Here is a 24086-nt window from a genome sequence, read left to right on the forward strand (position 1 = left end):
GTTTTTCACCTCAGCAGCAAGATCAACAGGGACAGGCACAGCTGGAGCGCGGCCAGTAGCGCGCTGGCGCGTACCAGCCGCATCGCGCCGCGTGCGCGTTCGCGCAACGGACGGCCAGCGCGGTCGGGCGTGATCCAGCCCAGTCCGGTCAGCGCGCCGTCGAGGCCGGCCAGGTCCGCCTGGCCGTCACGGTCGGCCGACGCGGCCAGCGCGTCGAACAGGCGCCGGTCGATCGCCACGCGCAGCAGCAACCATAGCTGAGCCAGCGCCACCAGCAGCGGCAGTGCAGACAGTGCGGGACTGGCAGACAGCCATGCGGAAGCCAGCGCGAAGGCCAGCCCGGCCACGCCGATCCAGAACGCACCGGACAGCGCGCCGGTGACGGCGTGCGCGATCCAGGCATCGGTGGTACCGCTGCGGGCGGCGTCAGCGGCCATCGGCAGCCTCCGGTGCCGGATACTGGTCCAGCCACGCCTGCAGCGCCGCGGCGTGCTCGCGTCCCAGCACCACCGCAGGCCGGTGCGCGCGCAATGCGGCCAGCGCCGCCGGCGCGTCGCGCAGCCCCTGCCGGCGCGCCATCCACGCGGCGGCCACCAGCGCGCTGCGTGAATAGCCCAGGGCGCAACTCACCAGTATCCGGCGCCTCTGGACGTGCCACGCGTCGAGTTGCGCCACGGCCTGCTCCAGTTGCCGCGCGGTCGGCACGGTCAGGTCCAGCACCGGCACGCAGCAATAGGCCAGTCCGGGACCGGTCGCGGCGCGCGGCAGTTCGGCGCTGAGGTCGAGCACGGCATCGGCGCCCAACGCCCGCAACTCGGCATCGGTCGGGAAGCGGCCGACCCAGACGCCGTCGGCGATGCGGCTGGCCTGCGGCGCGCGCCGTGTCCACCAGCGCGAATTCAGGAAGGCGCCGAACAGGTAAGGCGCCAGCACCCAGCGTGCCGCCTGCGCCATGGTGCCGTCGGCGTTCTTCTGGAACCACGCCGGCGCGGCCAGCGCGTAGAGGCGGGCGACGCAGGCCAGCGCCAGCGCGGCCCACAGCAGCAGGAAGGCCAGCGTCACGGATGCTCCCACCGCCAGCCCCGCGCACAGCAATGCGATGACGGCGCCAAGCGCGTACCGCCGCGAAAGCTGCCGGGTGCGCGCATCGGGCAAGCCCGCCGCAACGCCCGGCAATTGCATCGGAAACAGGTAAACGCACAGCCAGCCAACCAGCGCCCCGGTCGGCACGTCGATCAAGTGGTGCTGCCACGTGGTCAGCACCGACACACCGATCAGCGCGAACCAGCCATGCAGCAGCCAGCGCCAGCCGCCGCGCGGGTGCGCCGCGTACGCTGTCCACAGGATCACCAGCAGGCTGATATGCAGCGACGGCGCCTGGTTGAACGGCAGGTCGAAGCCGCCCAGCAGCGCGAACAGCTGGCCAGGCAGCCCGTCCGCTTGCGGCCGCTCGAAGCTGAAGCGCAGCGGGAACGCGATGAAGCACGCGACCGACACCAGCTGCGCCAGCACCAGCCGCTTGACGTGCGTGACCAGCGCCGCGCGCGTGCGCCACAGGAAGAAGGAGATGCCGTACAGCAGGTCGATCGACCAGTACGGGATGATGGTCCACGGCAGGAACGGGATGCCGCGTTCCCAGCCGAAAAAGACCGACGGCACCTGCGCGCGCTGGCTCGCGAGCCAGTTGGCAAAACCATAGCTGGAAAAGAAAAACGCGCCGGCCAGCGCCAGCAGCAGGCAGGCCAGCCCCCACGGGCGTTCACCCCCGGATGCCGAGGCAGCCGCATCGGCGGGCAGCGTGCTCATGCTTCGCGCCTGCGCGCCAGGCTGACGGTGAAGATGCCCCACGGGTCGATGCGCTGGGTCACCTTGTCGAAGCCGGCGGCGCGCACCAGCTCGTCCATCTCGGCCTGCGAACGGCGGCGCATCACCCAGGCGGCGCCGCCACGGTGGCTGGTCAGCGCGCGGGCGATGAATTCGAGCTGCGGATGCCAGGGCTGGCCCGTGTAGACCAGATAACCGCCCGGCGGCACCGCGCGCGCCAGGCCTTCCAGCGAGCGCCGCACCATCGCGTTTTCCGGGAACAGCTCGTACAGGCCGGACACCACGGCCAGCGTCGGCGCCGGCATCAGCGCTGCCAGGCTGTCGGCGTCGAAGGCATCGCCCTGTTCGAAGCGGGCAACCCCTTGCAGTCCCTTGGCGGCGATCAGCGCCCTGCCCTGTTCGACATTGAGCGGGCTGTAGTCGCGCAGCAGGATCGATTCGACCGCGGCTGCACCGCCGTCCAGCGCGCCCAGCGCCTCCAGCACGTAGCGCCCGTGGCCGGCGGCGATATCGACCATGCGCACCGGCATGCCGGCCGCGCGTAGCCGCCGCACGGCCTCGGCGATCAGCGCTTCGGCGTGGACCTTGCGCTGGCGGATGCCGCGCCAGCCGATGGCGCCGAGGTATTGCTCGTCGGCCAGCCGGCCCAGCCGGCCTCGGCCCGAGGGGGTATTGCGGTAAACGTAGTCGAGCGTCGAGCCCGAGTCGAAACCCGTCTCATGCCCCAGCCGCACGCCGTCCGACAGCATGCCACCGAGCTTCAGGTTGGCGCGCGCCGCGCGCCAGTACCAGGCCGCCAGTCCACCCGGCGCCGACGCCAGCCGGTCCGATTCTTCCCGGAACGGACCGATCTGGTCGGCATCCAGCAGCGAACGCGGCCGTGACGGCGTGTCGAACTCGCGCACGATAAAGCGGCGCGCCGCATCCACGGCCAGCTTGCGGTCGCGCTCGCCCAGCGTGTCGTGGAAGAAGCCGTCCAGCACGATGCGTTCCTTGGTGCGCGCGCCCAGCCGCTCGTAGAAGCGGTCCTGCGGCCCGCGGTGCACGACCCAGTCGGCGCCGGAGATCAGCAGCTGCGTCGGCACCGTAATCGCGGCGGCATCGGCGACGATGCGTTCCGCGGTCTCGTACAGGTCCAGCAGGATATTGACCGCGATCGGCCGCGTGATCAGCGGGTCGGTGTCATAGCCGGCAATGCGTTCGGGATCGTGCGTCAGGAACTTCGCCTTGACGTAGCTGTTGACGAAGAACCTGCCGCGCAGCCGGTGCATCAGCTTCAGCCCCGGCCGCGCGAACGGCACGTACAGCTTGACCTTGAACGCGGGCGAGGCCAGCACCAGCGCGCGGATCGGCGGCGCGTAGTCGTGCACCCAGGTGGCGGCCAGCACCGCGCCGACGCTTTGCGCGACCACCGCGGTGCGCTCCAGCGGGATGCCGTGCTCGTCGGCGATATGCTGGGTAAACGTCTGGATGTCGCGCACCGAATGCGCCAGGCTGGGGCTGTAGCCGCGCTCGCCGGGCGAGCGCCCGTGGCCGCGCGCGTCCCAGGCAAAGATGTCGTAGCCGGGCAGGTTCAGTTCGTCGGCCAGGTGGGAGACACGGCCGGAATGCTCGTGGCCGCGGTGGAACAGCACCACGGCGCCGCGCGCCGGGCCCTCCACCGCCGGCCAGTGGCGGTAGAACAGCGCCTGGCCGTCATGGGTCTGGAAAAGCCGCTCCTGCGGCTGGCGGATAGCGGCTCGGTCCATGGGCTTAGCCTGCGGTGCGGGCACGCGCCTCGGCAACGCCGCGGCGCACGCGATTGGCGATGGTGTACAGCGACAGCAAGGACAGCGCCAGCCACAGCCAGGAAGCGGCACCGTTGAAGCCAAGGCCGAGCCCGGCCCACAGCGCGATGGCCCCGACCGCGAAGGCACGGTCGCTCTTGCCAAGCGGGCCGTCGTAGCGCCGGCTGGCGCCGGCAAGCGGCCCGATCAGGCCGGCGGCCTCGACCATCACCGCCAGCAAGGCAAAGGTGCCGACCTGCGCCAGCCCGAAATCCGGCAGCGCCGCCAGCGGCAGGATCAGCGCCAGGTCCGAGACGATGTCGCCGAGTTCGTTGAGGTAGGCGCCAAGCGCGCTCTGCTGGCCGTGCTCGCGCGCCAGCATGCCGTCGATGGCGTTGAGCGCCATGCGCAGGAACAGCCAGAGGGGAAACAGCAGGAACAGCGCCGGGGTCTCGGCCACCAGCATGCCGGTGGCGGCCAGCACCCCGACCGCGAGCGAGCCGGCGGCCGCGGCCACGGTGACCTGGTTGGCGGTGGCGCCGCGATGGGCCAGGTCGTGCACCACCGGGCGCAGCCATGCCTGGAACCTGGGCTTGAGTTCGTAGAGCGTCATCGCGCCGGCCTCCCCGCCGAGCTGATGCCGGAAGCGGCGCCGCGCGCCTTGCCGGGCCCGGCGCGTGCGCTTTTGCCGCTGACCGGCCGGGATACCCCTTCCGTCTTGTTCTTGGTGGTCGTGTTGTCCTGCCTGTCCGGGGCCGCGGCTGGCAGACAGCTGTCGCCGCTGCCGCAGCGGTGCCTTTGACGGCACTCTACAGCCAAGCCCGAGACATTACCAGAAGCGGCTTACGCCCTGTATTGAAGGATTTCGAATGCGAGATGCGCCCCGCTCAGGCCCGCCCAGGCCCGCTCAGGCCGCGGCCAGCGTGCTGCGCACGGCGTCGGTCACCTGCGTCACTACGCCGTCGCGCCAGTCGTCGGCATCGCCATAGAAGGCCTGCCACATCGCCTGGCGCACCAGCGCGCGCTGGTTCTCGTCCGCCTCGGGATGCTGGTGCAGCCAGTGGTCGCCGCGCAGCGCGTCCAGCACCTCGCCCACCGGCAGCGTGCCGAATTCCAGCGCGATGCCGGCATAGTCGACGCCCGGCAACGTCTGCGGCACCGACTGCCAGGCCAGTCCGGTCAGGTTGGCCGAGGTCGACGAGCCGTCATAGATCGACGTCACCCGGCTGCCCCAGATCGCGCGCGTGCGCGTCACGGACTCGGGCGTGTCCGGGCCCATGTGGATGGGCTCGCCATAGCCCCACGGCCCCAGGCCGGTGTGCACGTCGATCCAGCGCAGCGTCTCGCGCCCGGCGCCAAAGCGCGCCAGGATGCGGCACAGGGTGTAGTTGCTCCAGGTCGCCTTGGTGCCGCCGAAGAACATGCCCTCCGGGTCCTGGTACTGGCCGCCGCTCAGCGCGGCCTGGTACCACGCCATGCCGCGCTCGGCCACGGTCTTCATCAGCCGGGCCTGGTCCTCGCCCGAGGGCGGCCACTGCGCCGGCAGCAGCATCGGCGCGATCTCGGCATAGGGCGCGTTGTGCGGCAGCGGCTGCGTGAAGTCCATGAAATTGCGGTTCAGGTCGACATTGTCTTCGTTGACCCGGCGCAGGTGCGAAAAGCCGTAAGGGTTGATGGCGTGGACCAGCAGCAGGCTGGTGCCGGCGGCGGCGCAATCGGCCAGCAGCGCGGCGTCGTTCAGCATCGCAATCTGCGCACCCGAGCCGGCGAAGCCCTCGGCGCCATGCGTGCCGGAGGTGACCATCAGGCACTGGCGCGCGCCAGGCTGGCCCACCTGCGCCACGTCGATCGCCAGATCCTCGCCGGCGCTGCCGCGGCGGGTCGGGTGCGGGAACTGTGCCAGGTCAGCCCCGACCGCACGCGCGGCATCAAGGAATTTCTGGCGGGCTTCGGCGTAGCTGCGCGAAAAATGGCTCATGGCGTCACCGGCGGATGGCGATGCAGGCATTAGACGCCATTTCCGCCGGTCTTGCCAGCGGGGCTAGAACAGCGAGCCGGTCGGGTCGGAACTCGCCGGCGCCGGACTTGCCGCTTCCGCCTCCGGGCCCCAGATGCCGGGCGAAGTGAAGGCCTGCGGGTGCATCTCGATCCCCGCCGCGGCCAGCTGGCTGGCGGTCATCACCAGGTGGCGCGCCAGCCAGTCGTGCAGGCTGCGCAGGAAGCGGATGTTTTCAACGCTGTTGGACGCGGCGATCAGCCGCTCCAGCTTGACATGGGCGGTGTAGACGTCGAGCAGGTTGATGGCACGCAGCCGCGGCGGCGTGCTGGGGGCACGCTCGATCGCCAGGATGCGGCGCACCTGGGCGCTGGCGAGGTCGCCGGTACGCAGGTATTGCTCGTAGATCGCCTCCAGCGCGGGAAAATGCACCGTGGGTTGCACGCGCGGCACGGCGGCCACCTTTTCCATGCGCAGCACCAGGTAGCGGATGGCGGCGAGGCGCTCGGCCGCCGCGGTTTCGGCCGCGCTGCGGCGTCCGCGCCGGGCGCCGGCGGGGATGGGGTCGGGCAAGGCCGTGCGCGGCACCACGTCGCGCTCGGTGTAGTCCGGCACCTGCTGCAGCAGCCCGGGATGCGCCACCGCGGCGCGCGCGCAGTCTTCGCCGAACGGGTACTCATGTCCGGCGGCGTCGCGCAGGATGTAGGCCTGTCCGTGGGGGAAACCGTGGTGCCGGCGGCTGTTGCCGCGCGCCTGGCAGCGGGTGTCCAAGTCGACGAAGTCCTTGCGTACGGGGATCCAGCCCCCGTCGTGTGCCTGGGTCATGCGGAATTGCGTAATGCTGGTTGGCTGCGGACCCGCTATTGTCGCCGATCCGCACGATCCGCCGCCCGCAGGCGCTACTTCAGCATGAACGACATCGCCGACAGGCAGTTGAGCATGCGCACTGCGGCCTGCACGGAATCGGCCTGGAAGCCCAATGTCACGCCGTCCAGGCGCTCCAGCGACGGCCACTGGCAGAACAGGTCGGCATGCGCCGGCGTCAACGTCTGCAGCCGGGCGCTCACCGGCGCGTCGAGCCGCAGGCATTGCGCCTGCGCGGCGGCGCGCACGCCCTCGGCCGCGGCCGCTTCGATCGCCTCGCGCGCAGCCGCCGGCGACAGCGTGGTGCCGCTGCCGAAGCCGCCGGCACGCTTGGTCTCGACAAAGCGCACCCACGGCATCAGCGGCCGGGTCTCGTGCACGAAGACATCGTCGCCGCTGGCCATCAGCACCGGCACGCCCCGTTCCCCGGCCAGCGCGCCGTATAAACCGGCCTCGCCCAGCTCCATGCCGTTGAGCCAGACCCGGGCAAAGGCGCTGCTGTTGATGGTGTGCGCCAGCACGCCGCGGCTCTGTGCGCGGCCGTGATAGCCGATCATCAGCACGCCGTCGGCGCCGTCCTCGATGCCGGCCATCATGCCGAGGTAGCGCGGCTTGCCGAGCACCAGCCGCGCGCGCGGGTCGATCTGGTCCGGCAGCAGGTTGCGGAAGCCGCCGTGCGAGTCGTTGACCAGCACTTCGGTGGCGCCGCCGGCAAAGGCGCCGGAGACGGCTGCGTTGGCCTCGGCGGTCATCCAGGCGCGGGCGCGCTCGTATTCGCCGTTGCCGGCACGGGTCTGCTCGGCGTGGAAGACGCCGGCGACGCCTTCGATATCGGTGGAAATCAGGATCTTCATCAGGCGGTCTGGCGCAGTTCTGGCATGATCTCCAGCAAGGCGCGGCGGGCATGGCCATCGCGGCCCTGCACCGTCGCCGCATGCCAGAGCGCATGCACGATGGCCTGCTCGACACTATCCGCGGCGGCGCGGAACAGCGGGTCGAGCAGCGTTTCATGAAGCATGGCGATGGCGGGCATCGCACGCCCAGCCTCATGCGGCACGGTATAAGCGGTCGAAAAAGCCAGCGCGATGTCGCCCGAGCCGTGCCCGAATACCGAGCCGGTACGGGCCAGCCCCGCTCCCGCGCGCAGCGACAGCCGGCGCAACTGGCGCGCGTCCAGCGGCGCGTCGGTGGCCACGACCATGATGATCGAGCCCTTTTCAGGCTGCGCCACCACGTCGGGCTGCGCCAGCCGCCGCACCAGTTCCGGCCCGACCAGCTTGCCCGCCAGCGTCAGCGACTCCGGCGTGCCGAAGTTGGCCAGCACCAGCGCGCCGACGCAATAGCCTTGCGCCATGCGCGATGCCGTGCCGATGCCGCCCTTGACGCCGAACGACGACATGCCGCGTCCTGCGCCGATTGCGCCCTGCGCGACATCCGCGCCGGCACCCGCCAACGCGGCGTCATGGTGGCTGCCGTCCACCGCCATGCGCTGGATATCGTTCAGGTAGCCGTCATTGCATTCGAACACCAGCGGATTGACGGTAGGCCACGCGCGCCCGATCTCCGGGTTGGCGGCGACGGCGGCGCGGATCTGCGCCTGCGCGACTGCGCCGACCGAGAAGGTGTTGGTCAGCGCAACCGGCGTCTCCAGCACGCCCAGTTCGTCCACCTGCACCAGCCCCACGCTCTTGCCGAAGCCATTGAGCACGGTAGCCGCCGCGGGCACCTTGTCGCGATACGGATCACCGCCGTGCGGGCGGATCACGGTCACGCCGGTCTGCACCGCATCCTGCGACAGCGTGCAGTGGCCCACGGTCACGCCCGGCACGTCGGCGATGCTGTCGCGCGGCCCTGCCGCCAGGCTGCCGATGCGCGGTATGCCCTGTGTCGGTGTCTGCATGGCTCAGCGGCGGTCGATCTTGGGATCCAGCGCGTCGCGCAGGCCGTCGCCAAGCAGGTTGAATGCGAGCACCGTCAGGAAGATCGCCAGGCTCGGGAAGATCGCCACGTGCGGTGCGGTCACCATGTCGGCGCGGGCCTCGTTCAGCATCGCGCCCCACTCCGGCGTGGGCGGCTGCGCGCCCAGCCCCAGGAAAGACAGGCTGGCCGCGGTGATGATCGAGGTGCCGATCCGCATCGAGAAATACACCACGATCGACGACACCGTGCCCGGCAGGATATGGCGCATCAGGATGGTCCAGTCCGACGCGCCGATGCTGCGCGCGGCTTCCACATAGGTCAGCCGCTTCAGCATCAGCGTATTGCCGCGCACCAGCCGCGCGAACGCCGGGATGCTGAAGATCGCCACGGCAAAGATCACGTTGGTCATGCCATTGCCCAGGATGGCGACGATGCCGATCGCCAGCAGGATCCCCGGGAAGGCGAACAGCACATCGGAGATGCGCATCACGATGCGGTCCCACCAGCCCTCGTAGTACCCCGCCAGCAGGCCCAGCACGGTGCCGATCAGCGCGCCGATGATGACCGACAGGAAGCCGGCCGCCAGCGAGATGCGCGCGCCGGCCAGGATACGGCTGAAGATATCGCGCCCGAGCGAATCGACGCCCATCCAGTGCGCAGCCGACGGGCCGGCGTTGAGCGCGTCGTAGTCAAAGAAGTTCTCGGGGTCGTACGGCACGATATGCGGCGCCAGGATGGCGACCAGCACCAGCAGCAGCACGAACACGCCGGCGCCGAGCGCCAGGTGCTGCTTGCGGAATTTGCGCCAGAACTCGGTCCATGGCGTGCGCACGGCCTCCACAATGGGAGCGGAGGGGGCGGTGGCGGGTGCCGCTTCGCTTGCGGCGGGCGTGGAAAGTTCAGTCATGCCGGCCTCACTTGTAGCGGATGGTTGGGTTGATCACGGTGTAGAGCATGTCCACCACCAGGTTGATCAGGATGAATTCGAGCGAGAACAGCAGCACCTCGGCCTGGATCACCGGGTAGTCGCGCATCTCGACGGCATCGACCAGCAGGCGCCCGAGGCCCGGCCAGTTGAACACCTTCTCGACCACGATCGAGCCGCCCAGCAGGAAGCCGAACTGCAGGCCCATCATCGTCACCACCGGGATCATGGCGTTGCGCAGGCCGTGCTTGGCCACCACCACCGTCTCGTGCACGCCCTTGGCGCGGGCGGTGCGGATAAAGTCTTCCTGCAGCACCTCGACGAACGAGGCGCGGGTGAAGCGCGCCATCACCGCCGCCACCGCCGCGCCCAGCGTGATCGACGGCAGCACGTAGTGCTTCCAGCTGTCGGCGCCGATCGACGGCAGCCAGCCCAGCTGCACGGAGAACACCTCCATCAGCAGCATGCCGAGCGCGAAGGCGGGGAAAGAAATGCCCGACACCGCCAGCGTCATGCCGAGCCGGTCCGGCCAACGGTTGCGCCACACCGCAGAGCCGATGCCGATGGCCATGCCGAACACCACCGCCCACGCCATCGACGCCACCGTCAGCAGCAGCGTCGGCATGAAGCGGTCGCCGATCTCTTCGCTCACCGGGCGCTTGGTGCGCAGCGAATTGCCGAACTCGCCGCGGATCGCATTGGAGAAGAAGTTGACGAACTGCTCGGGCAGCGGCCGGTCCAGGCCCAGGTCCTTGCGCACCAGTTCGACCGTGGCCGAGTCGGCCTCGGGGCCCGCCGCCAGCCGCGCGGGATCGCCCGGCAGCAGGTGGACGAACAGGAACACCAGCACTGCCACGATCAGCAGCGTGGGGATCACGCCCAGCACTCGTTTGAGGAAGTAGTTCAGCATTGCACACCATGAAGAAGGGCCGCAGGCCGCCTGCCTGCGAACCCCGCGTCGCGGGCAGGCGGCCACCATCGGCTTACTGCTTTACTGCTTTGGTTGAGGGAGTTGTGGCGGAGTGAGGCTCAGCGGTGCTGCCACCGCCTGCCCTCTCCCCCGCCCCTCTCCCCGGAGGGACCGGATGGAGAGGGGAGAAAACCCTCGCGGCTCAAGACATCACCCGCTGTTTGCTCCCCTCTCCCGCACGCGGGAGAGGGGCCGGGGGAGAGGGCCGGAGCATCCACGAAGTCCGCCCCTCTCACACTCCATCACTGCTTGATATCGATCTCATCAAAGTTAAACGACCCATCCGGCATCACATACGCACCGGTCAGCCGCTTGCTGCGCGCGAACAGCACCTTCTCCGTCACCAGGAAGGCCCACGGCGCATCCTTCCAGATGCGTTCCTGCGCGTCCTTGTACAGGCGCGCCTTCTCGCTGCGGTCCGTGGTGCGCAGCGCGCCCGCGATGTCCGCATCGACCTGGTCGTTCTTGTAGTACGCGGTGTTCAGCAGCTTGGGCGGCATCGATTCCGAAGCCAGCAGCGGCCGCAGCGCCCAGTCCGATTCACCGGTCGACGACGACCAGCCCACGTAGTAGATACGCACGCCGGCGTCTTCCGGCTTCTGCACGCTTTCGACCTTCTCCACACGCTGGCCGGCTTCCAGCGCCTGCACCTGCGCCTTGATGCCGACCTGCTGCAGTTGCTGCTGCACGAACTGGATCACCTTCTGCGCGGTGGTGTGGTTGTAAGCCGACCACAGCGTGGTCTCGAATCCGTTCGGGTAGCCGGCTTCCTTGAGCAGCGCGCGCGCCTTGGCCGGGTCATACGGCCACGGGCCCAGCTTCTCCGCAAAGTCAACGCCCGGCGGCACCACGCCCTCGGCCGGCACGGCGTAGCCAGCAAAGGCCACCTTGGCGAGCGCGTCCTTGTTGATCGCGTAGTTGATGGCCTGGCGCACCTTGGGGTCGTTGAACGGCTTGACCGTGGTGTTCAGGCTCAGGTAGCGCTGGATGATCGACGGCGACGAGATCAGCTCGACCTTGGGGCTGTTCTTCAGCACCGCGGCCTGCTCGAACGGGATGCTGAAGGCAAAGTCCGCCTCGCCGGTCTGCATGATGGCCGCGCGCGTGTTGTTGTCGACCACCGGCTTCCAGGTGATGCTGTCGATCTTCGGGTAGCCGGTCTTCCAGTAGCCGGCGAACTTCTTGCCCTTCAGGTGATCGGGCTGCTTCCACTCGACGAACTCGAACGGGCCGGTGCCGACCGGGTGGAAGGCAATCTCCTTGCCGTACTTCTGCAGCGCGGCCGGCGAGATCATCACTGCCGACGGATGCGCCAGCACGTTGATGAACGGCGAGAACGGCTCCTTCAGCGTGACCTTGACGGTATTGGCATCGACCACGTCGGTCTTGGCGACGCGGTTGAACAGCGTATAGCGCTTGAGCTTGTTGGCCGGGTTGGTGACGCGGTCCAGGTTGGCCTTGACGGCGGCGGCATCGAAGGTGGTGCCGTCGTGGAACCTGATGCCCTTCTTCAGCTTGATGGTGTAGACCAGCCCATCCTTGCTGACGTCATAGCTGTCGGCCAGCACGTTGACCAGCTTCATGTCCTTGTCCATGCCGAACAGGCCCTGGTAGAACGACTTGCTGGCCGCCTGCGACAGCGTGTCGTTCGCATCGTACGGGTCCAGCGTGGTGAAGGTGGAATACACCGCCATCACGGCATCCTTGGCCGCAAAGGCCGGGGCAGCGGCCAGCATGCCGAGCGCGCCGGCGGTAAAGGCGCCGGCCATCCATCGGGGCGAAACCATACGTGCAGACATCGTCGAATCTCCTTGGTAACTGCGGAATTTCCTGGACTTCAATAGGCGCCGCCGACGGCATGCCGGGCGACATAGTGGCCAAGCGCGCCGCTGCCGGCGACCTGCACCAGCGGCTGCACCACCGGCTCGTCGCCGACCGCGCGGATCGGGCTGGGAATCTCATCGTTCAGCGGCTCGCGCCGCAGGTGACGCCGCGCCGGATCGGCGATCGGCACCGCCGACATCAGCTTGCGCGTGTACGGGTGCTGCGGGTTCTCGAAGATCGCGCGGCGCGGGCCGATCTCGACGATCTGGCCCAGGTACATCACCGCCACGCGGTGGCTGACGCGCTCCACTACCGCCATGTCGTGCGAGATAAACAGGAAGGCGATGCCCAGCTCGCGCTGCAGGTCCAGCATCAGGTTGACGATCTGCGCCTGGATCGACACGTCGAGCGCGGAGACCGATTCGTCCGCCACCACCACCTTGGGGTTCAGCGCCAGCGCGCGTGCAATGCAGATGCGCTGGCGCTGGCCGCCGGAGAACTCGTGCGGGTAGCGTGCCGCGTGCGACGGGTCCAGCCCCACCTTGTCGAGCAGCCACGCCACGCGCTGCTCGGCTTCCTTGCCGCTGGCCGCCTTGTGCACCAGCAGCGGCTCCATGATCGAATAACCCACCGGCACGCGCGGATCGAGCGAGGCGAACGGGTCCTGGAAGATGAACTGGATATTGCGGCGCAGGGTCTGCAGCGCCGGGCCTTCCATCTTGCTGATGTTCTGGCCGTTGAACTCGATGGTGCCGCTCTGGCTTTCCACCAGCCGCAGCAGCGAGCGGCCCGTGGTGGACTTGCCGCAGCCGGACTCGCCCACCAGTGCCAGCGTTTCGCCGGGATAGAGATCGAAGCTGACCTGCTCGACCGCATGCACGCGGCGCGTGACGCGGCCGAACAGGCCGCCGGGCACGTCGAAGCGCGTGACCAGGTCCTGCACGCGCAGGATCGGCGCGACGCCGGGCCTGACCGTGTCCTGCGGCGCGGCCTGCTCCGCGCGGGCGCTGTCCACGCGCAGCAGCGGGAACTTGGCCGGCAGGTCGGTGCCGCTCATCGCGCCCAGGCGCGGCACGGCCGACAGCAGTGCGCGCGTGTAGGGGTGCGCCGGCGCGCGGAACACATCGTCGGAACTGCCCTCTTCCACCTTCTCGCCGCGGTACATCACCAGCACGCGGTCGGCCACCTCCGCCACCACGCCCATGTCGTGGGTGATGAAGACCACGCCCATATGCATTTCCGCCTGCAGGCCGCGGATCAGCTGCAGAATCTCTGCCTGGATGGTGACATCCAGGGCGGTGGTCGGCTCGTCGGCGATCAGCAGTGCCGGCTTGCATGACAGCGCCATCGCGATCATCACGCGCTGGCGCATGCCGCCGGAGAGCTGGTGCGGGTAGCGCTCCAGCACGCGGCGCGCCTCGGGGATGCGCACCAGCTCAAGCATGCGCAGTGCCTCGGCACGCGCCGCGGCGCGGCTCTTGCCCTGGTGCAGCCGGATCGATTCGGCGATCTGCTCACCCACCGGGAACACCGGGTTGAGCGAGGTCATCGGCTCCTGGAAGATCATCGCCACGTCGGCGCCGCGCACGCCGCGCAGCGTCGCGTTATCGGCGCGCGCCAGGTCGATGACCTCGCCGCCGCGCCGGCGCAGCAGCATGCTGCCGCTGGCGATCTTGCCGCCGCCATGCTCGACCAGCCGCATCAGCGCCAGCGACGTGACCGACTTGCCCGAGCCCGACTCGCCCACCACCGCCAGCGTCTCGCCGCGGTCGACATGGAACGACAGGTTGCGCACGGCCTCGACGGTACGTTCGGAGGTGGCAAAGCGCACGCTCAGGCCGTTGACCGAGACGACGCGCTCGGGCGGCAGGACAATGCCGGAGGCGGAAGCGTGCGATTGCGCAGGGGTAGTGGCCACTGGAACTCCTTGTTTGCTGCGAGTGCTGAGACTTGCCGGTGCGGCGTGGGTCAGCCGTAGATGGAGACGTCGACCGCCTCGCCCACGCGGGCAAAGCCGCGGTACATGCCTTCGGTGTTGAACGGCAGCGTGACGTTGCCAGCACGGTCAACCGCGATCAGTCCGCCGCGGCCTTCGATGGCAACGAGTTTTTCCATCACCACGCGCCGTGCCGATTCTTCCAGCGACAAGCCGGCATAGCGCATCTGCGCCGAGACATCGTGCGCGGCCACGGTGCGGATGAACATCTCGCCGGTGCCGGTGGCGGACACCGCCACCACCTCGTCGGCATAGCAGCCCGCGCCGATGACCGGGGTATCGCCCACGCGTCCCACTTTCTTGTTGGTCACGCCGCCAGTGGAGGTCGCCGCAGCGAGGTTGCCGCGGCTGTCGCACGCCACCGCGCCGACGGTGCCGAACTTGCTGTCCGGATCGATCGGGTCGGCCGGCTCGGCTGGGTTCTTGCGTGCCGCCAGTGCGGCTGCGTCATGGTCGAGCAGCGCCATGCCGGCGGTACCGCGGGCGCGCTGCCATTGTTCATGGCGTGCCTGCGTGAAGTAGTAATCCTGTTCCACCAGCTCCAGCCCGTGTGCGGCGGCGAAGGCCTCCGCACCGGCACCGGCAAACAGCACGTGCTCGCTGTGGTCGAGCACCGCGCGCGCGGCCAGCACCGGATTGCGCAGGCGCGTGACACAGGCGACCGCGCCGGCGTCGCGGGTGGCACCGTCCATCACGGCCGCGTCGAGTTCATAGGTGCCGGCGTGGGTCAGCACGGCGCCCTTGCCCGCGTTGAACAGCGGGCATTCCTCCAGCAGGCGCACGGCCTCGGTCACGGCGTCGAGCGCGCTGCCGCCATCGGCCAGGATGCGCTGGCCGGCTTGCAGCACGTGTTCCAGCGCCTCGGTGTATTCGCGTTCGCGCGCGGGATCCATCGCCTCGCGTGTGATGGTGCCGGCGCCGCCGTGGATGGCAATGACTGCTTGTTGCATGGAATGGCTCAGGACTTCTTGAGGTTGGACACGCGGCGGCGCGTGGTGCCGGCCGCCTGGTCTTCGGTAGGCTGCGGCGCGGCTGGCCCGGCACGGCCGGCGCGTTCTGCGCCCGGCGTGCCATACAGCCACGGCAGCAGGAATTCGGTCATTTCGGCGGCGGCCTTGACCGGCCGCTCGGCGCGGTGCGCGACTGCGCCGCACAGCGCTTCGATCAGCGCCAGCACCGTCGCATCGGAGTTGGCCGAGAGCCGGTTGGCGGCCTGCGCGTACAGCGCGATATCGGCCAGCGGCGCCAGCGGCGAGGTCGGCCCGTCGGTCAGTGCCAGCACCCGGCCGCCGTGCGCCTTGACGCGCTGCGCCAGCTCGATGGTGTCGGTCACGTAGCGCGGGAAGGCGATCACGATCAGCAGGTCGCTCGGCTGCAGCTTGAACAGCTGGCGCGCCGCATGCGAGGCGCCGCCGGCGCCGGCCACCGAGGTCACCATGCGGCAATGCATCTCCAGCCCGTGCTGCAGCAGGCCGGCCAGGAAGCCGCTGGCGCCGAAGCCCGCCACGTAGACCCGCTGCGCGCCCAGGATCGCCGAGACCGCGCGCTCGCACGCCTGCGCGTCGATGCCGCGCCGCGTGGCTTCGGCATTGGCGGCCGCATCCTCAAGCGAGGCGGCGAACACCTCGGCCACGGTGGCGGGCCGTTCCAGCTCGCTGCGCAGCCGCTCGACCGGCGCCAGCGTGGCCTCGAAGCCGCGCACCAGCTCGGTACGGAACTGCGGGTAGCCGTCAAATCCCAGCGCCCGCGCAAAACGGTTGGCGGTCGCTACCGACACATCCACCGCGGCGGCGAACTCGTCGATGCGCATCGTGGCCGCGCGGAACAGGTTGGCCAGCACGTATTCCGCCATGCGGCGGTGCGCCGGCGTCAGCGTGGGCAGGCTGCGCGCAATACGGTCGGAAATCGAATGGCCTTGGGTCATGGGGGTCGGTATGGCGTTCGCACGGGCGACGCTGCCAGTTACATCGTGAAAAATTCGTGAAAATGAATTTACACTCAACCAACCCACAAGAAAATAGAGTTTTGTCCGATCAAGGGTAATCCCTAGCAGCTGCCGCCATGCGGCGCACCGGGGGGTGCGCAATGTCGCGGCATTTCTGGCGTTTCGCCACTCGCGGGCATGCCCCGCACCGGAAACGCTACAATGCCGGCCAGCGCCGCCAACCCGCCTTGGCCGGCTTCCGCGTAGTTGCCCGTTCCCGTTCAGAAGTTTCCCCGCCCGTGATCCGAATCGACCAGCTTGTCCTCCAGCGCGGCACCAAGGTGCTGTTCGACCACACCACCGTCACGCTCAACCCGGGCGAGCGCGTGGGCCTTGTCGGCGCCAATGGCAGCGGCAAGTCGACGCTGTTCGCGCTGCTGCGGGGCGAGTTGCATCCGGACGGCGGCGATCTCAGCGTCCCGGCGCAATGGCGCATTGCGCACGTAGCGCAGGAAACGCCGGCGGTCAGCCGCAGCGCGGTGGAGTACGTGATCGACGGCGACACCCGCCTGCGCGAGATCGAAGCGGCCATCGCCGCCGCACAGGCCAGCGGCGACGGCACCGCCGAGGGCGCAGCCCACGCCGCCTATGCCGATGCCGACGGCTACACCGCCCCCGCCCGCGCCGAGGCGCTGCTGCTGGGGCTGGGCTTCACGCTGCCCCAGGTGTCGCAGCCGGTGTCGTCGTTCTCCGGCGGCTGGCGCATGCGCCTGAACCTGGCGCAGGCGCTGATGTGCCCGTCTGACCTGCTGCTGCTCGATGAACCGACCAACCACCTGGACCTGGACGCCATCGTCTGGCTGGAAGACTGGCTGGCGCGCTACCCGGGCACGCTGGTGATGATTTCGCACGACCGCGAATTCCTCGACGCGATCTGCAATGTCACCGTGCATATCGAGAACCAGCAGCTGCGCCGCTACGGCGGCAACTACACGCTGTTCGAGACCCTGCGGCTGCAGCAGATGGCGCAGCAGCAGTCCGCCTACGCGCGCCAGCAGAAGGAGATCGCGCACCTGGAGTCGTTCATCACGCGCTTCAAGGCCAAGGCGACCAAGGCGCGCCAGGCGCAGAGCCGGGTCAAGGCGCTGGAGAAGATGGAGCGGCTGGCGCCGGTGCATGTCGCCGCCGGCTTTGCCTTTGAATTCCGAGAGCCCGACGCCGCGCCCAATCCGATGATGGTGCTCGACGGCGTCGACTGCGGCTACGCCGAGGCCGAGCCGCCGGTCACCATCCTGCACAACCTGGCGCTGTCGATCCAGAACGGCCAGCGCATCGGCCTGCTGGGTGCCAACGGCCAGGGCAAGTCCACGCTGGTCAAGACGCTGGCCGGCACGCAGGATCCGATGACCGGCAAGCTGCGCCTGGGCAAGGGCCTGCAGATCGGCTACTTCGCGCAGCACCAGCTGGAGACGCTGCGCGACCATGACTCGCCGCTGCAGCACCTCGCGCGCCTGGCCCCGGATGTGCGCGAGCAGGAACTGCGCGACTTCCTCGGCAGCTTCAATTTCCGCGGCGACATGGCCACGTCACCGATCGAGCCTTTCTCCGGCGGCGAAAAGGCGCGGCTGGCGCTGTCGCTGATCGTCTGGCAGAAGCCCAACCTGCTGCTGCTCGACGAACCAACCAACCACCTGGACCTCGACACCCGCGAGGCGCTGACCATGGCGCTGGCGCAGTTCGAAGGCACGCTGATCCTGGTCTCACACGACCGCCACCTGCTGCGCGCCACCGCCGACCAGTTCATGCTGGTCGCCGACGGCACCATCAAGCCTTTCGACGGGGACCTTGACGACTACCGCGACTGGCTGCTGCAGCAGGCCGCCGCCAAGCGCAACGCCGCCACGGCCGCGCACCTGGCGGAAAGCGGTGGCGACGCCGCCACGGTCAACCGCAAGGGCCAGCGCCGCGCCGAGGCCGACGAACGCCAGCGCTTGTCGGCATTGCGCAAGCCGCTGACGAAGGAACTGGAGAAGGTGGAGAAGCGGATGGCGGTGCTGCAAACCGCCAAGGAGGAGGTCGACCGCTTTATGGCCGATGAGAGCAGCTATGCCGAAGCCAACAAGGCGAAGCTGATGGAGATGCTCAAGCGCCAGGGCGAGGTCAATGGCGAGCTGGAGACGCTGGAAGAGAAGTGGCTGGAACTGCAGGAGCAGATCGAGCAGATTGCGTGAGGGCTGTCTGTTCAATGAAAAACCGGCGCACACAGCGCCGGTTTTTCATTTCAACTCCGCCATCCTTCAACGGAAATTCTTCTCCCGCCGGATCAACCCCACCGCCAGCGTCAGCGTCAGGATAAACAGCCAGATCAGCGACCACGCCGGCACCGACAGGCCCAGCACCGGCGGCAGCGGCGCCGCGCACAGGCCATCGGCATAGAACACCTGCGGCAGCACCTTGGCGGTCGGCAGCGCGTTGACCCAGTTCTCCAGCGGATCGATGCCGCAGGTTGCCTTCGGGTTCAGCAACAGCGAAACATGGTAAACGGCCACTGCAATGCCGGCGATGCCGGACAGCATGCCCAGCCCTTGCCACAGCGAACGCGTGTTCTGCGCCACCACGGCGAGCAGCGAGAAGATCCCGATGCCGATAAACGCAAAGCGCTGCATCACGCAAAGCGGACAGGGCTGGTAGCCCATTTCAAACTGCAGGTAGAGCGCAACGCCGACCAGGCCGAAGGAAACCAGGGCGATCAGCAAAAAATAGGCGCGGGAATTGGCTTGCATAGCGGTGATAGAGGGTGATCCGGTAAACAGTGCAGTGCCGTCAAGTGGCTTCAGTACGGGGAGCGGCATTGCTGCGCATTATTACCGATTTTTCCGCGCCCGCCTTGGGCGCCACATCGGCTGCGCATCCCCTGCCCTGTGGCGGATTGACGCAGGGCACTATGCCGCGCTCGCCTGCCACGTGGCGCGGGGCAATCGATACAGGCAATGGGGACGCAGCGGATGCCGCGGCGGCAGCGCCGGATGCTCGAACCCCAGCGCATCCTCGCGCATGCCCAGCCGTTCCATCACCGCGCGCGAGCGGCGGTTTTCCAGCGTGGTGAAGGATACGATCTCGTCCAGGCCAAGCGTTCCGAAGCCATATTCCAGCGCCGCGCGCGCCGCTTCGGTGGCAAGACCGCTGCCCCACGCATCGCGTGCCAGGCGCCAGGCGATTTCGACACATGGCGAGAACGGCAGCGCGGCGGCCGGTTCGTGCAAGCCGACAAAGCCGATGAAGGCGCGGTCCAGCTTGCGCTCCACGGCCCACGGCCCCCATCCACGCCCGGCGATCAGCGCCCGGCAGCGGTCAGCCATCGCATCGCTTTCGGCGCGCGTCAGCGGCGCGGGGAAAAAACGCATCACCTCCGCATCGGCATTCAGCACGGAGAATGGCGAGTAGTCGGCATCGCACCACTGTCGCAGGCGCAGCCGCGGGGTTTCCATTTCCATGGCGATCGCGCCCGCATCCATGCATTACTCCAGGTGGCGCACGCGGTCGATGGCCTGCTCGATGCGCTCCACCGGGATCACTTCAAGGCCGTCGATCTTCTGCCTGGGCGCATTCGCCTTGGGGATCACGGCCAGCGTGAAGCCCAGCTTGGCGGCTTCCTTCAGGCGCTCCTGGCCTCGCGGACTGGGACGGATTTCGCCCGCCAGGCCGACTTCGCCAAAGACCACCAGGCCGCGCGGCAGCGGCTTGTTGCGCATCGACGAATGGATCGACAGCAGCACCGCCAGGTCGGCGGCCGGCTCGGTGATCTTGACCCCGCCCACCGCATTCAGGAACACATCCTGGTCAAAGCAGGCAATGCCCGCATGCCGGTGCAGCACCGCCAGCAGCAGCGCCAGCCGGTTCTGCTCAAGGCCCACCGCCAGCCGGCGCGGGTTGGGCACGTGCGCGGTATCGACCAGTGCCTGGATCTCCACCAGCAGCGGGCGCGAGCCCTCCTGAGTCACCAGCACGCAGGAGCCCGGCACGGTCTCTTCATGGTGCGACAGGAACAGCGCCGACGGGTTGCTGATGCCACGCAGCCCGCGCTCGGTCATGGCGAACACACCCAGTTCGTTGACCGCGCCAAAACGGTTCTTGAAAGCGCGGATCAGCCGGTGCGAGGAATGCGTATCGCCCTCGAAATACAGCACCGTGTCGACGATATGCTCCAGCACGCGCGGCCCGGCCAGGCTGCCTTCCTTGGTCACGTGGCCGACCAGGATGATGGTGATGCCGCTGCTCTTGGCGATGCGCGTCAGCTGCGCCGCGCATTCGCGCACCTGCGCGACCGAGCCCGGTGCCGAGGTCAGCGCCTCGGAGTACAGCGTCTGGATCGAGTCGATCACCGCCACTTCCGGCTTCTCGGCTTCGAGCGTGGCCTGGATCTTCTCGAGCTGGATTTCGGCCAGCAGCCCCAGCGCCGGGCTCTCCACGCCGAGCCGCTGCGCACGCAAGGCGATCTGCGCGCCCGATTCTTCGCCGCTGACATAAAGCACGCGGCGCTGTCCGGCCAGGTTGGCCAGCGCCTGCAGCAGCAGCGTGGACTTGCCGATGCCTGGATCGCCGCCGATCAGCACCACGCCGCCCGCCACCAGCCCGCCACCCAGCACGCGGTCAAACTCGTCGATGCAGCTGGAAAAGCGCGGCACGTCGGCGGCGTCGATCTCCGACAGCTTGCGCACCATGGCCGACGCAGCCAGCGGCTGGAAGCGCTTGGAAGCGGCCGTCTCGGCCACCGTTTCCACCAGCGTGTTCCATTGCTGGCAATGCGGGCACTGGCCGGCCCAGCGCGGCGTGGTACCGCCGCATTCGGTACAGGTGTAGACGGTCTTGGTCTTGGCCAACGGAAAATCCTTGCGGGAAAGAACGAGCCGGGCGCACAAGTGGCCCGGCCCTCACAATAGCCGGCGGCAGCCGCTGCCGGCAGGTCTCGCTTTCAACCCTTTCAACCTTTCACACTACGGCCGGCGCGGCGCTGTCGGATGCCGTGATGGTCGCCACCGTGGTCGGCACGCGCGGCGCCAGCGCGCACATCAGCTCATAGCCGACCGTGCCGCTGGCCTGTGCCACCTCGTCGATCGGCAGGCCCTGGCCCCACAACGTCACCGGGCTGCCGACCCGTGCCTTCGGGCACGGCGTCAGGTCCACGCACAGCATGTCCATCGACACGCGGCCGATCAGCTCGGTACGCACGCCGTCGACCAGCACCGGCGCGCGCTGCTCGCCCCAGCCTGACGCATGGCGCGGGTAGCCATCGGCATAGCCGCAGGCGACCACGCCGATGCGCATCGGGCGGTCCGCCGTAAACAGCGAGCCGTAGCCGACCGTATCGCCCGGCTGCAGGTCCTGCACCGAGATCAGTTCGCTGTGCAGCGACATGGCCGGCTGCAGGCCCGTGCCGGCGATATCGGCCTCGCGGCCGGTCGGCGAGGCGCCGTACAGGATGATGCCCGGACGCACCCAGGCCCGGTGCGCCTGCGGATGCCACAGCACCGCGGCCGAGTTCGACAGGCTCGCCTCGCCCGGCAGGTTGGCCGTGGCGGCATCGAAGGCCTCGATCTGGTGGGCGATGCCTCGGGGACTATCCGCATCGGAAAAATGCGTCATATGGACGATACTGCCCACGCAGGGCATGGCGCGGGCGCGCTCCCAGGCGGCGCGGTACTGGGCCGGATGGAAGCCGAGCCGGTTCATGCCGGTGTTCAGCTTGAGCTGGATCGCCAACGGTCCCCTGGGGCGCGCGCTTTCCAGCATGCGCAACTGTTCGTCGCAGTGGATCGCGGTGGTCAGCCGGTATTGTTCGATCAGGGCAATGTCCTGCGGCTGGAAGAAGCCCTCCAGCAGCAGGATCGGCCCCTGCCAGCCCAGGTCGCGCAGCAGCACGGCTTCGTTCAGGTCCAGCAGGCCGAAACCGTCGGCGCCGCGCAGCGCGGCAAAGACGCGGCGGATGCCGTGGCCGTAGGCGTTGGCCTTGACGACCGCCCAGATGCGCGAGCTCGGCGCGCTGCGGCGGATGACGCCCAGGTTATTGGCCAGGGCGGGTTGGTGGATCACAGCGTTGATGGGTCTTGGCATGGAGTCACATCTCGTAAAGCGGGCAACGCGGGGCGTGCGGTAGCGCGGTGGCGCATCAGGCGCATCGGTCACGTCACCGGCGAGGACTGGAGGGACGGCTCTGTCTCTGTCTCAGTTTCAATGGCGCAAACGTCACCTGTCGGTAGGCGATGACACAGTAGAAGTATGCGGAGTGCTTCATATAGCGGGCATGTCGCGCTAAGGTGACCGGCCATGGGTACTGCGTTCGCCTGGTCATGCGGATGTCGCCCGGCGGCGATAGTGTCGTGCCGTTGCACCAGATCAGGGAAGACCCGGTCCTCTGACCGGGATCGCAGCCGTTATTTGAACACATCCGGATGCCGCTGCCGGGGGTCTTCAGGGAATCGGCGCGGCAATTTGCAGTCAAAAAGGCACCTTGCCGGGGTTCGGGAATGTCATGTTTTCGTGATATAAAGCCGGACGCTCCGGCCATGTTCTAAAAGCGAAGCATTATGTCAATGACTGTCAGGCAAGCCGCACGACGCCGTAGTGCAGTGCACCCGAGACATTTCGACACGGCCGCGGCGCAAGGTTCCCTGCAAACCATAGCCTCCCCAGCCGGTGCCACCCTGACCGGCGTGACGGAAGTCCGCGATGGAGACAAAGTCGAAAGCATGAAGAAGGGTTTTTACACCATCATGGCCGCGCAGTTTTTTTCGTCGCTGGCCGACAATGCGTTACTGATCGCCGCCATCGCCCTTCTCACCGAATTGCATTCCCCGCAGTGGATGACCCCGCTGCTCAAGCTGTTCTTCGTTCTTTCTTACGTCATCCTCGCCGCCTTTGTCGGCGCCTTTGCCGACTCGATGCCCAAGGGGCGGGTGATGCTCATCACCAATGCCATCAAGGTGGTCGGCTGCGCGATCATGATGTTCGGGCTCCACCCGCTGCTGGCCTATGGCGTGGTGGGCTTCGGCGCGGCCGCCTACTCGCCGGCCAAGTACGGCATCCTGACCGAGCTGCTGCCGCCTGAGAAGCTGGTGTTGGCCAACGGCTGGATCGAAGGGTTGACGGTGGGCTCGATCATCCTTGGCACGGTGGTGGGGGGCGCACTCATTTCGGTGCACGTGTCGGAAATCCTGATGCGGCTCGACCTGCCCTACGTCAATACCGGCATCGACACGCCGGCCGAGGCCGCGATGGTCGTGATCATGCTGTTCTATGTGATCGCGTCGGTGTTCAACCTGTTCATTCCGGATACCGGCGCCCGCTACCCGCAGCAGGAAAAGAACCCGATCAAGCTGATCGCCGAGTTCGGTGACTGCTTCCTGGCGCTGTGGCGCGACAAGCTGGGCCAGATCTCGCTGGCGGTGACGACCCTGTTCTGGGGCGTGGGCGCGACGCTGCAGTTCATCGTGCTGAAGTGGGCGGAGAAGTCCCTGGGCCTGAACCTGTCGCAAGGCGCGCTGCTGCAGGCGGTGGTAGCCGTCGGCGTGGCCGTGGGCGCGATCGGCGCCGCCGCGCGCATTCCGCTGCGCAAGTCGCTGTCGGTGCTGCCCTTCGGTGTGGCGATGGGCGCGACCGTGATGATCATGGCCTTCTACACCAAGGACGCCATGCCCCAGGTGACGCTGCACATCCTGGGCCTGCACATGCCGCTGTACATGGCCATCGCCTATGTGTTCCTGATGCTGGTGGGCGCGATGTCGGGCTACTTCGTGGTGCCGATGAACGCGCTGCTGCAGCACCGCGGGCACGTGCTGCTGTCGGCCGGCCACTCGATCGCGGTGCAGAACTTCAACGAGAACGTATCGGTGCTGCTGATGCTGTGCCTGTACGCGCTGCTGATCAAGCTGAACGTGCCTATCGGCGTGGTCATCATCGCGCTGGGCCTGTTTATCTGCGTGACCATGATGCTGGTGATCAAGCTGCACAAGTACAACGTGAGCACCTTCAACTCGCTGGCGATGATCGGCGAGGACAAGCACCACTGAGGTCCCCTGGC

General features: G+C 68.2%; 20 protein-coding genes. 2 read left to right on the top strand and 18 right to left on the bottom strand.

Annotated elements, in window-relative coordinates:
* Positions 1-5: 5 nt before the first annotated feature.
* The 14 genes from LPA45_RS09255 to LPA45_RS09320 form a co-directional block, all read right to left on the bottom strand.
* Positions 6-437 (bottom strand): hypothetical protein, encoded by a 432-nt coding sequence (locus LPA45_RS09255; protein WP_317920209.1) that lies wholly within the window; start codon positions 435-437, stop codon positions 6-8.
* Positions 427-1806 (bottom strand): phosphatase PAP2/dual specificity phosphatase family protein, encoded by a 1380-nt coding sequence (locus LPA45_RS09260; RefSeq protein WP_367394501.1) that lies wholly within the window; start codon positions 1804-1806, stop codon positions 427-429. Before LPA45_RS09260 ends, LPA45_RS09255 begins: the two co-directional genes overlap by 11 nt.
* On the bottom strand, positions 1803-3572 hold the full coding sequence (locus LPA45_RS09265; protein WP_317924493.1) for a bifunctional alpha/beta hydrolase/class I SAM-dependent methyltransferase: 1770 nt from the start codon (positions 3570-3572) through the stop codon (positions 1803-1805). Before LPA45_RS09265 ends, LPA45_RS09260 begins: the two co-directional genes overlap by 4 nt.
* A gap of 4 nt (positions 3573-3576) precedes the next feature.
* On the bottom strand, positions 3577-4203 hold the full coding sequence (locus LPA45_RS09270) for a CDP-alcohol phosphatidyltransferase family protein (protein ID WP_317924492.1): 627 nt from the start codon (positions 4201-4203) through the stop codon (positions 3577-3579).
* Between the two features lie 294 nt (positions 4204-4497).
* Entirely contained in the window at positions 4498-5568 is a 1071-nt protein-coding gene (locus tag LPA45_RS09275; protein WP_116320748.1) for a M14 family metallopeptidase, read from the bottom strand.
* A gap of 63 nt (positions 5569-5631) precedes the next feature.
* Positions 5632-6411, bottom strand: coding sequence for a hypothetical protein (locus LPA45_RS09280; protein ID WP_317924491.1), 780 nt, complete (start codon positions 6409-6411; stop codon positions 5632-5634).
* Between the two features lie 74 nt (positions 6412-6485).
* The gene (locus tag LPA45_RS09285; RefSeq protein WP_317924490.1) at positions 6486-7304 is read right to left on the bottom strand and encodes a M55 family metallopeptidase; all 819 of its coding nucleotides are present in this window, start codon (positions 7302-7304) and stop codon (positions 6486-6488) included.
* Positions 7304-8350 (bottom strand): P1 family peptidase, encoded by a 1047-nt coding sequence (locus LPA45_RS09290; protein ID WP_317924489.1) that lies wholly within the window; start codon positions 8348-8350, stop codon positions 7304-7306. Before LPA45_RS09290 ends, LPA45_RS09285 begins: the two co-directional genes overlap by 1 nt.
* A 3-nt stretch (positions 8351-8353) precedes the next feature.
* Positions 8354-9277: a glutathione ABC transporter permease GsiD gene (gene gsiD, locus LPA45_RS09295; RefSeq protein WP_116320601.1), complete on the bottom strand. Its 924-nt coding sequence runs from the start codon at positions 9275-9277 to the stop codon at positions 8354-8356.
* A gap of 7 nt (positions 9278-9284) precedes the next feature.
* On the bottom strand, positions 9285-10205 hold the full coding sequence (gsiC, locus tag LPA45_RS09300) for a glutathione ABC transporter permease GsiC (RefSeq protein ID WP_116320600.1): 921 nt from the start codon (positions 10203-10205) through the stop codon (positions 9285-9287).
* A gap of 302 nt (positions 10206-10507) precedes the next feature.
* Positions 10508-12052 (bottom strand): glutathione ABC transporter substrate-binding protein GsiB, encoded by a 1545-nt coding sequence (gene gsiB / locus LPA45_RS09305; protein ID WP_376790645.1) that lies wholly within the window; start codon positions 12050-12052, stop codon positions 10508-10510.
* Between the two features lie 50 nt (positions 12053-12102).
* Complete coding sequence (locus LPA45_RS09310) at positions 12103-14007, bottom strand: dipeptide ABC transporter ATP-binding protein (protein WP_116320598.1); 1905 nt, start codon at positions 14005-14007, stop codon at positions 12103-12105.
* A 50-nt stretch (positions 14008-14057) separates the two neighbouring features.
* On the bottom strand, positions 14058-15035 hold the full coding sequence (locus LPA45_RS09315; RefSeq protein WP_116320597.1) for an isoaspartyl peptidase/L-asparaginase family protein: 978 nt from the start codon (positions 15033-15035) through the stop codon (positions 14058-14060).
* 8 nt (positions 15036-15043) lie between these two features.
* Positions 15044-16009 (bottom strand): MurR/RpiR family transcriptional regulator, encoded by a 966-nt coding sequence (locus LPA45_RS09320; protein ID WP_116320596.1) that lies wholly within the window; start codon positions 16007-16009, stop codon positions 15044-15046.
* A gap of 299 nt (positions 16010-16308) precedes the next feature.
* On the opposite strand from LPA45_RS09320, the gene LPA45_RS09325 reads away from it, so the two are divergent.
* On the top strand, positions 16309-18240 hold the full coding sequence (locus LPA45_RS09325) for an ATP-binding cassette domain-containing protein (RefSeq protein WP_317924487.1): 1932 nt from the start codon (positions 16309-16311) through the stop codon (positions 18238-18240).
* Between the two features lie 66 nt (positions 18241-18306).
* Here the strand turns inward: LPA45_RS09325 and LPA45_RS09330 are convergent, their stop codons facing one another.
* The 4 genes from LPA45_RS09330 to alr form a co-directional block, all read right to left on the bottom strand.
* Entirely contained in the window at positions 18307-18792 is a 486-nt protein-coding gene (locus LPA45_RS09330) for a disulfide bond formation protein B (RefSeq protein WP_116320594.1), read from the bottom strand.
* A gap of 159 nt (positions 18793-18951) precedes the next feature.
* A complete protein-coding gene (locus LPA45_RS09335; RefSeq protein ID WP_317924486.1) occupies positions 18952-19524 on the bottom strand; it encodes a GNAT family N-acetyltransferase in 573 nt (190 codons plus the stop codon).
* A gap of 3 nt (positions 19525-19527) precedes the next feature.
* Positions 19528-20889, bottom strand: coding sequence for a DNA repair protein RadA (gene radA / locus LPA45_RS09340; protein WP_317924485.1), 1362 nt, complete (start codon positions 20887-20889; stop codon positions 19528-19530).
* 109 nt (positions 20890-20998) lie between these two features.
* Positions 20999-22120 (bottom strand): alanine racemase, encoded by a 1122-nt coding sequence (gene alr, locus LPA45_RS09345; protein WP_116320591.1) that lies wholly within the window; start codon positions 22118-22120, stop codon positions 20999-21001.
* A gap of 635 nt (positions 22121-22755) precedes the next feature.
* Between alr and lplT the strand changes: the two genes are divergently transcribed.
* Positions 22756-24075, top strand: a complete 1320-nt coding sequence (lplT, locus tag LPA45_RS09350) for a lysophospholipid transporter LplT (RefSeq protein ID WP_317924483.1) — start codon at positions 22756-22758, stop codon at positions 24073-24075.
* The last annotated feature ends 11 nt before the right edge of the window (positions 24076-24086 follow it).

This window comes from Cupriavidus sp. Agwp_2 (genome assembly GCF_040784895.1).
In the GTDB taxonomy this organism is placed as follows: Bacteria; Pseudomonadota; Gammaproteobacteria; order Burkholderiales; family Burkholderiaceae; genus Cupriavidus.